The following is a 14,731-nucleotide window of genomic DNA, read 5'->3' as shown; positions in this document are numbered from 1 at the left end:
ATACTGAACCTGAAATTCGGTTATTTTAAACGGTATAAACCCACCGTAGGAAAAACAAATCTCATTTTTCCTTGCCACCCCTTCAAAAGAAATCGGAATATTTTGTTATTCAGCGAATGGTGCGCCGAGTACGCGCAAAAAATCTTTCACTAAATAAACAGGCTGTCCTGCCATACTGGTATTGCAAAAAATGCATATTGCCAGGGCGCGCCCCTGATAATCCGGCAGATAAAGTGCCCATGTGTTAAATCCCGGCCCTTCACCACCGTGACCGAACAACCCTCCGTGTCCCCATTCAGGATCGATCATTAACCCCATTCCATAACTTGGCTTACGATAAAAAAGGCCAGCACTTCTGCCAATCGAAATGGGTTTACACATTTCCGCTAATAAAGCAGGGCTGAGGATTTTCCCTTGAAACAGTGCTTGATACACCTGACATATCTCTTTGGTCGTTGAAACCATCAACTCTGTCTTGCACCAGTGAGGATGATATATTCCCGTTATATTTTCCATCACATCATTATTATTAAGCCAACGGCTAAAACCCGGAATAACGGTGCCACGATCAATATCACTGGCGACATATGTCTTAGTCAGTTCTAACGGCAAGATGATGCCGTCATTAATATTTTTTTGAAATGATTCTCCCGTCACCACCTTAATCACTTTAACTAATAGCATGTACCCGGTATTACTGTAATCCCACCCTTCCCCCGGAGAGAATTTCATGCCTTTTTCACCACTCAACGCCAGCGTATAGTCATAGCTCCAAGGAGTCCCCGGACTCGCTTTCGTTGCCGCATCATATCCATCGAACTCGGTGTAATTAGGGACTCCCGCGGTATGATTCAAAAGCTGTCTGATCGTGATAGCCGGATCGAGCCCACAATGACCAAGGATTTCCGTCAATCGTGAATCCAATGCCAGTTTTTCTTGTTCAACTAATTGCAGTATTCGGATCGCCGTAAATGTTTTGGTAATGCTATAGATATAACATTGCTGTAATGCTTTCATTTCCGTTTTATTTTCAAACTGTTCAAACCCGCTAGCACTATGCCAATTATTACCAAGGGAATCAGACAGAGTGACATTAACCCCCAGACAGGGAGAGAAAAGCAGCCAATTATCAAGTGCCCGCTGTAAAGCAACTGTATCAATCATTGTTATTAAGCAACCTAAAATTTATATTTTCCGTACAGATGCAACAAATATATACCCAATAGATTTCAAATTAAAAGATGAAGGGTATATTTTTTTCGCCTGATATACCTAATCAAAATCTAATAAATATCATCCTGCCTATTCGCTGTATCATGCTAGGGTAGTTCTCTCAAATTACATTTAGAGGAGGTCGTAAATGAGCCGTTTTAATCCCGCACTTTATAACAAAACCCCGGGCGTGAGTGTTCTTGATAATCGGGGTTTAAACGTTAGAGATATGGGTTATCACCGTGCCGAAGTGGGCAGTGCAACCGATACCCGTATTACCCGCCACCAATATAATACCCAAGGTTATTTGAGCCAGAGTATTGATCCTCGGCTGCATGCCAGCCAGCAGAATGACAGTACTATCAAGCCCAATTTTATCTGGCAGTATGATTTAAACGGCCAGATTTTACATACAGACAGTGTTGATGCAGGACGAACCGTCACATTGAATGATATTGAAGGGCGCCCAATAATGGCTGTCACAGCAACGGAGGTCACACAGAAATGGCAGTATGAAGCACCTTCCCTGCCGGGGCGGTTATTGAGTGTCAGCGAGCAGGCCGTCAATGTTTCACCCCGTATCACGGAACGCTTGTTCTGGTCTGACAATAATCAGCAAGCCAAAGACAATAACCTTGTCGGGCAGTGCGTCAAACATTATGATCCCGCCGGATTGAGTCAACTGCAAAGCGGTTCACTGACAGGTGCCATGCTCAGGCAATCCCGGCAATTTATCCTTGATGACCAGAAAGTCAATTGGACAGATAACAATCTTGGTGCACTGGACAATACTCTTCACACAACCCAGAGCACAGTAGATGCCACAAGCGCCCTTCTCACTCAGACTGATACCAAAGGTAATCTACAGCGTTTGGATTACGATATTGCCGGTCAACTGAAAGGAAGCTGGCTGACGTTGAAAGACCAGAATGAACAAATCATTCTCAAATCACTCACTTACTCCGCTGCCGGACAAAAACTGCAAGAAGTGCATGGCAATGGCGTGATCACCGATTATACCTACGAACCAGAGACTCAGCGGTTAATCAGCATCACCACCCACCGCCCGTCTGATGCCAAAGTGCTGCAAGATTTACGTTACGATTATGATCCGGTCGGTAACGTGCTCAATATCCGCAATGATACCGAAGCCACCCGCTTCTGGCGTAATCAGAAAGTCGTGCCGGAGAACAGCTACAGTTATGATTCGCTGTATCAGCTTATCAATGCCACAGGGCGCGAAATGGCGAATATCGGGCAGCAAAGCAATAAACTTCCTCCTCCTGTTTCACCTATTGATAGCAGCACCTATACCAACTACACCCGCAATTATTCCTATGACAATGCCGGCAACCTGCTGCAAATCCGCCACAGTTCACCAGCGACGAATAATAATTACACCTTAAATATCACCGTTTCCAATCGCAACAACCACGCCGTCTCCCAAGATTTGGCCGAAAAACCGGAACAGGTCGATGCACAGTTTGATGCCGGCGGTCATCAAATGAATCTGATACCGGGACAAAGCCTGAAATGGAATTCACGGGGAGAGTTACATCAGGTGAACAAAACAGGCAGCAGCGACAACCTTGAAGAGTATCGCTATGACAGCAGCGGCAAACGGGTGCTGAAAATCGGTGAGCAGCAGCGAGTTACCTACCTGACAGGTTTGGAACTACGCACCACCAAAAACGGGAATAGTATTACCGAAGATTTGCAGGTTATCAGCGTTGGTGAAGCAGGTCGGGCGCAAGTGAGGGTTCTGCATTGGGAGAGCGGTAAACCGGAGGATATCGATAACAATCAACTGCGATACAGCTATGACAATCTTCTTAGCAGCAGCCAACTTGAATTAAATGGCACAGGGCAAATTATCACTGAGGAAGAGTATTATCCTTATGGCGGTACATCCGTATGGGCGACAAGAAACGAGACCGAAGCCCATTACAAAACGATTCGTTATTCCGGCAAAGAGCGGGATGCGACGGGATTGTATTATTATGGCTTCCGTTATTATCAGCCGCGGGTGGGAAGATGGTTAAGTGCTGATCCGGCAGGAACTATAGACGGGCTGAATTTATATCGGATGGTGAGAAATAACCCTATCACATTTAAGGATGATAAAGGTCTAGCGCCTGAACCACCACAAGAAACAGAAACACAACTCCTCATACATGAATTTAAAGAAGGAGATATTTTGTATGGTTTAGATAATCCCAGAACTACTGCTTTATCAGATTTAGAAAAAGTCGGCTTTAAACGTATGAGTAAATCTACAGCTAATTCAGGTAACGTGTTTTCTAGGCTCAGGCAATCTTTTCGAAAAAAAAATAACACCAAAAGAAATATACTGATACAAAATGACATCACAAATGCGACTTGGGATGCCAGTAAACCCAGAGAATATGCTACTGATAAAAGTATCAAAAAAGAGGTACATGATTACCAGCGTGTCATTGGATTTAGAGCGTTTTTATCAGAACATCCTAAATACAATGTTAAAAATGATAATGAACTTATAACTGCGCTAATTAATAATCCATCAATAACTACATCAGTGCCACTTTGGCAAAAAACAAGTAAAGCTGGCTTAGGCTATCAATTCTTTGAGAGGAAAGCCCCTGTTCATTTTTTGGTTGATACCATTGGTGATGATATTAATACGGTGATATCAAAACAAGGTCATGGTGCAAGTATAACATCTAGCGAATTACGCTGGTTATATCGCCATAAAGATACCAAAGAAGTGAAAGAGAATTTAAAATTTTGGCGAGATGGGAAAGCCGTACCTCATAGCGAAGTATTCTCTGAGGCTAAATGGAGTAGCTATCAACCTAAACACAGATATAGCTGAATTTTAAATTTGTATCATTAATATTGAGCTGACTAACCCAGAAAAAGTTTAGCCAGCTCTTGTACTATTTGAAAAATTCAGTGTTGAGTATCTGATTATCAGGTTTAGTAATAATCATATTGATTATTGTAATTTTCTACAATAACGATTTTTACAACACATCAACCGCATTCAATTCTTTGAAAGCCTGTTCCAGACGAACGATCATGGAAACCTGAGCAGCCCGCAGCCAAACGCGTGGATCGTAGAATTTTTTGTTAGGTTTGTCTGCACCTTCTGGGTTACCCAATTGGCCTTGCAGATAGCCTTCGTTCTTTTTGTAGTAGTTCAGAATACCTTCCCAAGTTGCCCACTGGGTATCGGTATCGATATTCATTTTAACTACGCCATAGCTGACCGCTTCCTGAATCTCTTCTGCGGTAGAACCGGAACCGCCGTGGAAAACAAAATCCAGGCTGTTGTGTGGCAGATTGAACTTCTCAGACACGTAGTCTTGTGAGTTACGCAGGATTTTTGGCGTCAGTTTGACGTTACCTGGCTTATAGACACCGTGAACGTTACCGAAAGAAGCCGCGATAGTGAAACGTGGGCTGATAGCGTTCAGTTTTTCATAAGCGTAAGCCACGTCTTCTGGCTGAGTATACAGAGAAGAGCTGTCCAGATGACTGTTATCAACGCCGTCTTCTTCACCGCCAGTACAGCCCAGTTCGATTTCCAGTGTCATGTCGATTTTCGCCATGCGTGCCAGATATTGGCCACAAATCTCGATGTTTTCTTCCAGAGACTCTTCTGACAGGTCAATCATATGGGAAGAGAACAGCGGCTTGCCGGTCTGCACATAATGTTTTTCACCGGCATCCAGCAGGCCGTCAATCCACGGCAGCAGTTTGCGTGCACAGTGGTCGGTATGCAGGATAACAGGAACGCCGTAGTATTCTGCCATCTGATGAACATGATGAGCACCAGAAATTGAACCCAGAATCGCCGCCTGCTGGCCTTCTGCCTTCAAGCCTTTACCTGCTACGAATGCCGCACCGCCATTGGAAAACTGGATGATTACCGGAGCACGTACTTTTGCCGCTGTTTCCAACACTGCGTTGATGGAATCAGTACCGACGCAGTTAACAGCTGGTAAAGCGAAGTTGTTTTCTTTTGCGACAGCAAAGACTTTTTGAACATCATCACCAGTGATGACACCCGGTTTTACGAAATCAAAAATTTTAGACATGTTACGTGGTCCTGTATTGACATTGAACAGGCAGCAAATGCTGCTCGTTATCACAACTTAATTACTGTTAGCACGTTCTTCCAGCATGACAACGGCTGGCAGTTTTTTGCCTTCGACAAACTCAAGGAAAGCACCACCACCGGTTGAGATGTAAGAGATCTTATCAGCAATGCCGAACAGATCGATAGCGGCTAGGGTATCACCGCCACCTGCAATCGAGAAAGCGTCACTTTCAGCAATCGCACGAGCAATAATTTCGGTTCCTTTACGGAAATTAGGGAATTCAAAAACACCCACCGGACCATTCCACAGAATGGTTTTGGCATCTTTCAAGATTTCAACCAGACGTTCTGCAGAAGCATCACCCAAATCCAGGATTTGCTCTTCGTCTTTGATTTCGCTGGTGGATTTCAGCGTTGCTTCCGCAGTTTCAGAGAATTCAGTAGCAACACGAACATCGGTAGGAACCGGAATATCACAGCTTTCCAGCAGTTTTTTCGCTTCAGGGATCAAATCATCTTCGTACAGAGAACGGCCAACATTATGCCCTTCTGCGGCAACAAAAGTATTGGCAATGCCACCGCCCACAATCAGCTGGTCAGCGATTTTAGACAGTGAATCAAGAACAGTCAGTTTAGTTGAGACCTTGGATCCCCCCACAATCGCCACCATTGGGCGAGCAGGGTTGTACAGCGCTTTACCCAAGGCTTCCAGTTCACCGGATAGCAGTGGACCCGCACAGGCAATTGCCGCAAATTTAGCAACGCCGTGAGTGGACGCCTGAGCACGGTGTGCGGTGCCAAAGGCATCCATCACATACACATCACACAATGCTGCATAGTGTTTTGATAACGTTTCATCGTCTTTTTTCTCACCTTTATTGAAGCGAACGTTTTCCAGTACAACCAATTCGCCTTCCGCTACTTCAACGCCATCCAGATAATTTTTTTCCAGACGAACAGGAGATGAAAGTTTTTCTTTCAGATAATCAACGACAGGTTGCAGTGAGAACTCTTCGTTGTATTCTCCCTCAGTCGGGCGCCCCAGGTGAGAAGTCACCATGACTTTGGCTCCCTGATTCAACGCAGACACAATCGTCGGCAAAGACGCACGAATACGTGCATCAGAGGTAACTTTGCCATCTTTTACCGGCACATTCAGATCAGCACGGATCAGTACGCGTTTACCCGCCAGATCTAAATCAGTCATCTTAATTACAGACATGGTGAATCCTCTCATTAATTCTCTATAAAATTGCTCAATCCTCCGCTGTGTGCAGTTTGTCCAAGTAACATCCGGCACAACAGAAGATTATTTGAAACCCGTAGCAGCCATTACCAGCGTCGTATCAAGCATACGATTGGCAAAGCCCCACTCATTATCACACCACACGAGGGTCTTGATCAGGTGATTCCCGCTGACCCTAGTTTGTGTACCATCCACGATGGCACTGTGGGGATCGTGGTTAAAATCCGTTGAAACCAACGGTAAATCAGTGTAATCCACTATACCACGAAACGAACTTCCCGCTGATTCTTGCAGTAGCTGGTTCACATCCCCAACATCCACTGCGGCGCTGACTGTCACGCTCAAGTCAATCGCGGTCACATTGATAGTCGGCACTCGCACCGAGATGGCTTCAAAACGATCACTGAATTTGGGGAAGATACGTGTAATCCCCGCAGACAGTTTTGTATCGACAGGAATAATGGATTGACTGGCTGCCCGGGTTCGACGTAAATCACTGTGATAAGCATCAATCACGGGTTGATCATTCATAGAAGCATGAATAGTTGTCACCGTGCCAGATTCAATATTGAATGCATCATCCAATAATTTGATGATTGGAATAATGCAGTTTGTCGTACAGGATGCATTGGAAACGATACAATCCTCCGCCACCAGCTCATGGTGATTCACACCATAGACTACGGTCGCATCCAGATCATTCCCTCCCGGATGGGAAAACAGAACTTTTTTGGCGCCGCTGGCAATATGTGCTTCACCATCCGCCCGGTCGCCATATTTGCCCGTACAGTCAAGTACGATATCAATACCCAACTCTTTCCACGGCAACGCTGAAATATCCGGTTGATGAAACAGCCGGATGCTGTCATCCCCCACTAGCAAGAGGTTGTTGTTCAGGCGTACATCCCATGCAAAACGCCCATGACTGGAATCGTATTTCAATAAGTGAGCGATACCTTCCGCATCAGCCAGCTCATTAATAGCGATCACCGAAATTTCAGTTTGACGCCCGGATTCGTAGAGAGCACGTAAGATACTGCGCCCGATTCTCCCAAAACCGTTAATCGCTATCCTGATTGTCATGTTACTCCCTGAATTTCTCTGTGGTCATGCAACCGCTTAGGATAACTGAGCAACTGCCGATTGTACGGATGATTCATCACAAAATTAATCAGATTGTGACAGACAAGACATTTTACGCGCCAAAACTGAAACGGTTCAGCTAATATAGACGCAGATTACGAGAAAAAAAGCGCAATGGCAAGAGTCATTAATGAGATAACGAAGTAAATATTGTATAAAAAAAGAGCGCATTCGCTCAGATATTGATGCGAATGCGCTTATCGTTTCGTTTGCTGATTATTTCAACAGAGATGTTGCTTTGGCAACCACGTTTTCGACGGTGAAACCAAACTCTTTGAACAGAAGATCAGCTGGTGCAGATTCACCGAATGTTTCCATACCCACGATAGCACCGTTGAGGCCAACGTATTTGAACCAGTAATCAGCGATACCAGCTTCGATGGCAACACGGGCAGAAACTGCGGCTGGCAATACAGCTTCACGGTATGCGGCATCCTGTTTGTCAAATGCATCAGTAGATGGCATAGAGACAACACGAACCTGGCGGCCTGCTGCGCTCAGTTGGTCAGCCGCTTTCACCGCCAGTTCAACTTCAGAGCCGGTAGCAATCAGGAGCAGTTCAGGCTGGCCTGCACAATCTTTCAGGATATAAGCCCCTTTCTCAATATTCGCCAGTTGTTCAGCCGTACGCGCCTGCTGTGCCAGATTCTGACGGGAGAAGATCAGGGCAGTCGGGCCATTTTGACGTTCAATCGCATATTTCCACGCAACCGCTGATTCCACCTGGTCACATGGACGCCATGTGCTCATATTTGGCGTCACACGCAGGCTGGCAATTTGCTCAACCGGCTGATGGGTCGGGCCATCTTCGCCCAGACCAATGGAGTCATGGGTATATACGAAAATGCTGCGGATTTTCATCAGCGCAGCCATACGCACCGCGTTACGGGCATATTCAACGAACATCAGGAATGTCGCGCCATAAGGCACAAAACCGCCATGCAGAGCGATACCGTTCATGATGGCAGACATACCGAATTCACGGACACCGTAGTGAATATAGTTGCCGTCCTGAACTTCATTCAGGGGTTTAGAGCCTGACCACATGGTCAGGTTACTTGGAGCCAAGTCAGCGGAGCCGCCCATAAATTCAGGCAGAACTTTACCGAATGCTTCCAGCGCATTTTGTGATGCTTTGCGGCTGGCAATAGAAGCTGGGTTCTGTTGCAGATTCTCAATGAATGCTTTGGATTCTGCTTCCCAGTTTGCAGGCAGCTCGCCACGGGTACGGCGGTTAAATTCTGCTGCCAGTTCTGGATGTGCTTTTGCGTAAGCGGCAAATTTTTCTTCCCATGTCGCTTCCTTAGCTTTACCTGCTGCTTTAGCATCCCATCCAGCGTAAATATCCTGAGGAACGTCAAACGCAGGATGTTCCCAGCCCAACGCTTTGCGGGTCGCTTCGATTTCCGCATCACCCAGCGGAGAACCGTGACACTCTTCTTTGCCTGCTTTGTTTGGTGAGCCAAAACCGATGATGGTTTTACACATCAGCAGAGAAGGTTTGCCTGTTTCTTTTTGTGCTTCTTCGATTGCGGCTTTGATAGCGTCTGAGTCATGACCATCTACGCCACGGATAACGTGCCAGCCATACGCATCAAAGCGCGCGGCGGTGTCATCAGTGAACCAACCTTCTACTTCACCATCAATGGAGATACCATTGTCATCATAGAACGCAATCAGTTTGCCCAGTTTCAGTGTACCTGCCAAAGAGCAGACTTCATGAGAGATCCCTTCCATCATACAGCCGTCACCCATGAATACATAAGTGTGGTGATCGACGATATCATGACCCGGACGGTTGAACTGTGCTGCCAGTGTACGTTCCGCAATTGCAAAACCCACGGCATTGGCGACGCCCTGACCCAGTGGCCCAGTTGTTGTTTCTACGCCCGCAGTATAGCCATATTCTGGGTGTCCAGGGGTTTTGGAATGCAGTTGACGGAAGTTTTTCAGATCATCGATAGAAACATCATAGCCAGTCAGGTGCAGCAAGCTGTAAATCAGCATAGAGCCGTGGCCGTTGGATAATACGAAACGGTCACGATCAGCCCAGTTAGGGTTCACCGGGTTATGATTCAAATAGTCGCGCCACAGCACTTCGGCAATGTCAGCCATTCCCATTGGTGCGCCAGGATGCCCTGATTTTGCTTTCTGCACAGCATCCATGCTCAAGAAGCGGACAGCATTAGCAAGGGTTTTACGAGTGGTCATTCTTTACTCCAAGTCGGATGAAAGCGTTAATGTACATAAGAACTAATTTTCGCAGCGCGGCATACAAACCGCAATCATTAATGCCAGATAACGGAAACAATCTTAATTTTCCTCTGGCATAAATTCTTTGATTTATCCCGTTGTTATGACAAATTTTCAGATCAATTTGTACAACTGAAGGTGCATTTGCGCAAATGGGAGATAATTTCATACCGTGACTTGCGCAAAGGGAAGTCACGTATTAGACATGATATTTTATAGGTTGATCAAGGCAAAAAGAGCGAGTTTTTTGCCTATGAGGATAATGATATTTAATTGATATTGAGGCTTATTTGAATTGAAATATTGATGATTTTGTATAGTATTTGGTCATTACTCATCCCAAACTTAATAATAAATGTCAAAATTCAATCTTACATCTGACTCAACCTCAATTCCGGCCATCATACTATTGGATTCTATCCATGCAAAACGTGATGAGCTTATTAACTTACTGCATGATTGTGTCGAAAGTGATGCTTCTATCGGTTTTATTGCTCCACTTGATGTGAACGAAGCAGAGCAATACTGGCAAAATGTTGAAGCAGATATGGTGTCGGGTAGCCGCGTGCTGTTGATAGCTCTGGAGGGAGAAGAACTCGCTGGCTCGGTACAACTTTCTTTCTGCCAGAAAAAGAATAGCCTGCACCGTGCCGAAGTGGAAAAACTGATAGTGCATACAGCTTACCGTCAGCGCGGCATTGGCCGAATGTTAGTGAATGCACTGGAACGGCTGGCAAGGCAATATCAGCGTCGTTTGCTGGTATTAGATACCCGTACTGGTGACCCCGCGTCAGCACTCTATCGAAAATGCGGTTTTATTGAAGCCGGGCAGATCCCACAGTTTGCATTAAATTCCAGCGGGGAATTCGCGGGAACTACATTTTTTTATAAGCTGATTTGAGGCTTTTGGTCGTTGCCGGAAAAAGAAAAAATCCGAGTTAAAAACTCAGACATCTTTCAATAAAGATAACGACAGGCTGCTATCATTATTTGATCTTCTTCAATAGCATATATCAAACGGTGTTCCTCAGTGATACGCCTTGACCAGAACCCTGACAAGTTATGTTTTAAAGGTTCTGGTTTACCAATCCCTTCAAAAGGCTGCCGACGTATATCTTTAATGAGTTGATTAATGCGTTTCAGTATTGCCTTATCTGTTTGTTGCCAGTAAAGATAATCTTCCCAGGCACTGTCGGAAAAAGTAATTTTCATTAATCTAAATCCAACTCTTTAGCCTTACCCTTTCCTGCTCTCAATTCTGCAATTGAGTCCATTAGACGATTCACATTGTTTGGAGAACGCATCAAGTATGCAGTTTCCTGTAAGGATTCATAATCAGACAAAGACATCAACACACAACTTTCACCGTTTTTTCGGGTAATAATGGCGGGGCTGCAATCGTTGACCACGCTAATCATGGTTTCAGAAAGATTCTGTCTAGCTTCGCTATATGTTAAGACTTTCATTATGACCATCCAATTTCAGCTTTTTGAGGGGGTAAACTCATTCACAAGGATTATCTGTACAATGTATTGTACGTTCAAAATTCAGTCAACACTTGAGCATAACGATATTTCAACCAGTGCCTGCATGGTCGTGATCAGTCATCAAGAAAGGGCTATTTTGCTGGCTGTAGCTGAGAGTAACCGGAAAAAGAAAAAGCCCCGAGTTAAAAACTCAGGGCTTATAGATTCTGGCGGTGCGGACGGGGCTCGAACCCGCGACCCCCGGCGTGACAGGCCGGTATTCTAACCAACTGAACTACCGCACCGCATGCTGTTCTGGTTGAGAACGGGGTGGATAATACGAGCCTCAGCATAATCCGTCAATCGCTTTTTATAACAAAATGGCGCACTTGCACAGTTTTTCACCTTAATGACGAAGTTACTTAATCTTATTGCGGCTCCTATCACTGTAATTGTTCAGGTTTCGGACGCCATAGACAGCTTCCACCTTTCTTTTCAACCAGATCCAAGCGGGATTCATGTTGAAGCAATTCTTCATCAGAAGCATAGATCACTTTCAATCCCGTCTGGGGACGCGTAATTTTCTGGATTTCTGCCATCTGAGCGCCACCTGAGATCTCTCCTTCCATCGAAAAGGTCAGCGATGTCTGGCCACCTGTCATTGTCAGATAGACATCAGACAGGATCTCAGCATCAAGCAAGGCTCCGTGGAGAGTACGCTTCGAGTTATCGATCTGATAACGGTCGCACAACGCATTAAGGTTATTTCGCTTGCCGGGGAACAATTGCCTTGCCAGCACCAAGCTATCCGTGATCGTACAAAAATCTGCGGTTGGCGGGATATCACGATTAAGCTTGCGGAATTCATAGTCCATAAAGCCGATATCGAACGTCGCGTTGTGAATAATCAGCTCGGCGCCCCGGATAAATTCGATGAACTCATCGGCAATATCGGCAAACGTTGGTTTATCCTGCAAAAATTCGTCACTGATACCGTGAACTTCAAACGCTTCAGGATCAACCAGACGCTCAGGTTTAATATAGAGATGAAAATGACGCCCCGTCAGACGACGGTTGATCACTTCTACCGCTCCAATTTCGATAATGTTGTGTCCTTCATAGTGAACACCCAGCTTATTCATACCGGTTGTTTCTGTATCGAGGACAATTTGGCGGGTAATTGCAGTGCTCATAGTGTTTTTTTGTGTCAGACTTAGAGTTTAGATTGAAGTTGATATAGGAAGAGTCTACCAAATATGAGCAAAAAGGTAGAAATTTTCACCGATGGATCTTGCCTCGGTAATCCCGGACCCGGCGGGTACGGTGTTGTACTCCGTTACCAGCAGCATGAAAAAACCTTGAGCAAAGGCTATTTTCGTACGACCAACAACCGAATGGAATTGATGGCGGCCATTGCAGGGCTGGAATCGCTCACATGTCCATGCAATGTGATCCTGACTACCGATAGCCAGTATGTTCGTCAAGGGATTACCCAATGGATACACAACTGGAAAAAACGCGGCTGGAAAAAAGCCGACAAATCCCCCGTCATCAATGTTGATCTCTGGCAGCGACTGGATCAAGCCATAGCAGACCATGATATCGATTGGCGCTGGGTCAAGGGGCATGCAGGACATCGAGAAAACGAACAGTGTGATGAATTGGCTCGTACCGCCGCCAATTCACCCACGTTGCCTGATAATGGTTATACTGAAAGTGCAAATTAACAATTGCGCTGTAAACCCTCGCCCAATGCGAGGGTTTACAGCGGATTTTGGTAAAAATTATTGGCGTCGGTGAAGATCTTTTGCCGCTCCCAATACATTTCTGAACTTCGGCTTCAGCGATGTCGCCCACATGGGATTTAATGTCAGGGGAATTGTCCGCTTGCGGGCAATTATCATATTCATACAGCCAAACATCGATGCAGAACGATTACAAAAACTTTTCCCGCTTTGCCACGGTAAAACATGAAAACTGACATGATGAACAATTTCATAGTTGAGAAGACTTAACCAATCCACTTGGCGAAGCATGGAAAACATTTGAGCCTCATAAGCCTGACGGCGGTGTATCGGCAACAGCACTTTTCTTAATCCCAACAGGCTGATCGGGTTAAAACCACTGATAATCAACCAGCCATCATCAGTTATGATACGGTCAACTTCCCGTAGCAGCCAGTGGGGATCAGCGCTGTAAGTCAGCATATGTGCCAGCAGGCAGGCATCAACAGATTTAGCTTCAAAAGGCAGGCAGTAAGGATCAGCAATAACATCCATGCTTCCCTCCATTAAGCCGATATTGAACTGATGACTGATCGGGCAGGTACGGCTGTCAATTTCTGCACTCAGATTACCCAGTTTCGCCAAATGAAGCCCAAAAATCTTCGGCCACCACAGTTCCAATTGACGTTCCAGAGCGACGCGGTAATACTCTCCCCACGGTAACTCAGCCCAAGAAGCAGGGGATGTTATTTGCTTGATTGAACGCGCTGATTGCATGTCATCTTCCTTTCAACCTACTATAAATATGAGGCATATAATGGAGCTTATCAGGATCCCTGCCCTTTCAGACAACTACATTTGGTTACTTTGTGATGAAGACAAACATTGTGTCATTGTCGATCCATCTGAGTCACAGCCCGTCATTGATATCTTAGCGGCCAACCAACTCATTCCTGCGGCTATCCTGTTGACTCACCATCACCACGACCATGTTGGCGGCGTGGCTGGCCTACTTAAACAATATGCCGACTTACCCGTATATGGTCCGGAAGAGACCCGGAGCAAAGGCACCACTCATATTGTCCATGAACATGACACCATTGAGACAGGTCATTATTGTTTCCACATTATGGAGTTACCCGGCCATACCCTGGGTCACATTGCATTCTATCAGGCTCCCTATTTGTTTTGTGGCGACACTCTGTTTTCTGGTGGCTGTGGTCGATTATTTGAAGGTACAGCGGAACAAATGTTTTCTTCTCTTGAGAAAATCATGTCATTGCCGGATGAGACTTTAATCTGCTGTGCTCACGAATATACTGCCGCCAATATGAAATTTGCACGGGCAGTTTTGCCTGAGAATGAAACTATTCATGATTATTATAATAAAATAATAAGTATTCGCGAAAATAATAAACCAACAGTACCAACAACTTTACAAATAGAGAAAAAAGTTAACGTTTTCCTGAATTGTCACAACATTGATTTACAAAAAAATATCGGCATTAAACCTAATTCAAAACCACTTTCTTCTGTTTTTCAGCAATTAAGAATTTATAAAGATCGATTTTGACTTTGTTGGGTTGTCTTCTGCGTAATAGGT

General features: G+C 45.2%; 13 protein-coding genes and 1 tRNA gene. 4 read left to right on the top strand and 10 right to left on the bottom strand.

The genetic code is table 11. The features are described 5' to 3' along the window. Positions 1–105: 105 nt before the first annotated feature. The gene (locus XBJ1_RS13040; protein ID WP_012989472.1) at positions 106–1,164 is read right to left on the bottom strand and encodes a serine hydrolase domain-containing protein; all 1,059 of its coding nucleotides are present in this window, start codon (positions 1,162–1,164) and stop codon (positions 106–108) included. A gap of 196 nt (positions 1,165–1,360) precedes the next feature. Between XBJ1_RS13040 and XBJ1_RS13035 the strand changes: the two genes are divergently transcribed. Continuing rightward, on the top strand, positions 1,361–4,066 hold the full coding sequence (locus XBJ1_RS13035; RefSeq protein WP_012989470.1) for an RHS repeat-associated core domain-containing protein: 2,706 nt from the start codon (positions 1,361–1,363) through the stop codon (positions 4,064–4,066). A gap of 151 nt (positions 4,067–4,217) precedes the next feature. On the opposite strand, the gene fbaA is transcribed toward XBJ1_RS13035, so the two are convergent. The 4 genes from fbaA to tkt all read right to left on the bottom strand — a co-directional run bounded on the left by fbaA (position 4,218) and on the right by tkt (position 9,896). Continuing rightward, on the bottom strand, positions 4,218–5,294 hold the full coding sequence (gene fbaA, locus XBJ1_RS13030) for a class II fructose-bisphosphate aldolase (RefSeq protein ID WP_012989469.1): 1,077 nt from the start codon (positions 5,292–5,294) through the stop codon (positions 4,218–4,220). Positions 5,295–5,351: 57 nt separating this feature from the next. Then, entirely contained in the window at positions 5,352–6,518 is a 1,167-nt protein-coding gene (gene pgk, locus XBJ1_RS13025; RefSeq protein WP_012989468.1) for a phosphoglycerate kinase, read from the bottom strand. An 87-nt stretch (positions 6,519–6,605) separates the two neighbouring features. After that, a complete protein-coding gene (gene epd / locus XBJ1_RS13020) occupies positions 6,606–7,625 on the bottom strand; it encodes an erythrose-4-phosphate dehydrogenase (protein WP_012989467.1) in 1,020 nt (339 codons plus the stop codon). 276 nt (positions 7,626–7,901) lie between these two features. Continuing rightward, positions 7,902–9,896 (bottom strand): transketolase, encoded by a 1,995-nt coding sequence (gene tkt, locus XBJ1_RS13015; RefSeq protein ID WP_012989466.1) that lies wholly within the window; start codon positions 9,894–9,896, stop codon positions 7,902–7,904. Between the two features lie 397 nt (positions 9,897–10,293). Here tkt and XBJ1_RS13010 point away from each other — a divergent pair, with 397 nt between their 5' ends. Next, positions 10,294–10,839, top strand: a complete 546-nt coding sequence (locus tag XBJ1_RS13010) for a GNAT family N-acetyltransferase (RefSeq protein WP_012989465.1) — start codon at positions 10,294–10,296, stop codon at positions 10,837–10,839. 56 nt (positions 10,840–10,895) lie between these two features. On the opposite strand, the gene XBJ1_RS13005 is transcribed toward XBJ1_RS13010, so the two are convergent. The 4 genes from XBJ1_RS13005 to dnaQ all read right to left on the bottom strand — a co-directional run bounded on the left by XBJ1_RS13005 (position 10,896) and on the right by dnaQ (position 12,597). Next, positions 10,896–11,150, bottom strand: a complete 255-nt coding sequence (locus tag XBJ1_RS13005; RefSeq protein ID WP_012989464.1) for a Txe/YoeB family addiction module toxin — start codon at positions 11,148–11,150, stop codon at positions 10,896–10,898. Continuing rightward, the gene (yefM, locus tag XBJ1_RS13000; protein ID WP_012989463.1) at positions 11,150–11,404 is read right to left on the bottom strand and encodes a YoeB-YefM toxin-antitoxin system antitoxin YefM; all 255 of its coding nucleotides are present in this window, start codon (positions 11,402–11,404) and stop codon (positions 11,150–11,152) included. Before yefM ends, XBJ1_RS13005 begins: the two co-directional genes overlap by 1 nt. A gap of 228 nt (positions 11,405–11,632) precedes the next feature. Next, a tRNA-Asp gene (locus XBJ1_RS12995) sits at positions 11,633–11,709 on the bottom strand. A 138-nt stretch (positions 11,710–11,847) separates the two neighbouring features. Then, positions 11,848–12,597, bottom strand: a complete 750-nt coding sequence (dnaQ, locus tag XBJ1_RS12990; protein ID WP_012989462.1) for a DNA polymerase III subunit epsilon — start codon at positions 12,595–12,597, stop codon at positions 11,848–11,850. Between the two features lie 63 nt (positions 12,598–12,660). On the opposite strand from dnaQ, the gene rnhA reads away from it, so the two are divergent. Beyond that, complete coding sequence (gene rnhA, locus XBJ1_RS12985) at positions 12,661–13,131, top strand: ribonuclease HI (protein ID WP_012989461.1); 471 nt, start codon at positions 12,661–12,663, stop codon at positions 13,129–13,131. Positions 13,132–13,188: 57 nt separating this feature from the next. Here rnhA and XBJ1_RS12980 read toward each other — a convergent pair whose 3' ends face one another. Next, positions 13,189–13,905 (bottom strand): class I SAM-dependent methyltransferase, encoded by a 717-nt coding sequence (locus XBJ1_RS12980; RefSeq protein WP_012989460.1) that lies wholly within the window; start codon positions 13,903–13,905, stop codon positions 13,189–13,191. A gap of 40 nt (positions 13,906–13,945) precedes the next feature. Between XBJ1_RS12980 and gloB the strand changes: the two genes are divergently transcribed. Beyond that, complete coding sequence (gloB, locus tag XBJ1_RS12975) at positions 13,946–14,701, top strand: hydroxyacylglutathione hydrolase (RefSeq protein ID WP_012989459.1); 756 nt, start codon at positions 13,946–13,948, stop codon at positions 14,699–14,701. The last annotated feature ends 30 nt before the right edge of the window (positions 14,702–14,731 follow it).

This window comes from Xenorhabdus bovienii SS-2004, assembly GCF_000027225.1.
Lineage (GTDB): Bacteria > Pseudomonadota > Gammaproteobacteria > Enterobacterales > Enterobacteriaceae > Xenorhabdus > Xenorhabdus bovienii_C.
The sequence above is the reverse complement of the archived record's forward strand: the minus strand, read 5'-3'. Positions and strand labels throughout refer to the sequence as shown.

Bases quoted from the DNA above. Each gene is read 5' to 3' on its own strand.
- XBJ1_RS13040 (WP_012989472.1), bottom strand. From the start codon at position 1,164: ATGATTGATACAGTTGCTTTACAGCGGGCACTTGATAATTGGCTGCTT.
- XBJ1_RS13035 (WP_012989470.1), top strand. From the start codon at position 1,361: ATGAGCCGTTTTAATCCCGCACTTTATAACAAAACCCCGGGCGTGAGT.
- fbaA (WP_012989469.1), bottom strand. From the start codon at position 5,294: ATGTCTAAAATTTTTGATTTCGTAAAACCGGGTGTCATCACTGGTGAT.
- pgk (WP_012989468.1), bottom strand. From the start codon at position 6,518: ATGTCTGTAATTAAGATGACTGATTTAGATCTGGCGGGTAAACGCGTA.
- epd (WP_012989467.1), bottom strand. From the start codon at position 7,625: ATGACAATCAGGATAGCGATTAACGGTTTTGGGAGAATCGGGCGCAGT.
- tkt (WP_012989466.1), bottom strand. From the start codon at position 9,896: ATGACCACTCGTAAAACCCTTGCTAATGCTGTCCGCTTCTTGAGCATG.
- XBJ1_RS13010 (WP_012989465.1), top strand. From the start codon at position 10,294: ATGTCAAAATTCAATCTTACATCTGACTCAACCTCAATTCCGGCCATC.
- XBJ1_RS13005 (WP_012989464.1), bottom strand. From the start codon at position 11,150: ATGAAAATTACTTTTTCCGACAGTGCCTGGGAAGATTATCTTTACTGG.
- yefM (WP_012989463.1), bottom strand. From the start codon at position 11,404: ATGAAAGTCTTAACATATAGCGAAGCTAGACAGAATCTTTCTGAAACC.
- dnaQ (WP_012989462.1), bottom strand. From the start codon at position 12,597: ATGAGCACTGCAATTACCCGCCAAATTGTCCTCGATACAGAAACAACC.
- rnhA (WP_012989461.1), top strand. From the start codon at position 12,661: ATGAGCAAAAAGGTAGAAATTTTCACCGATGGATCTTGCCTCGGTAAT.
- XBJ1_RS12980 (WP_012989460.1), bottom strand. From the start codon at position 13,905: ATGCAATCAGCGCGTTCAATCAAGCAAATAACATCCCCTGCTTCTTGG.
- gloB (WP_012989459.1), top strand. From the start codon at position 13,946: ATGGAGCTTATCAGGATCCCTGCCCTTTCAGACAACTACATTTGGTTA.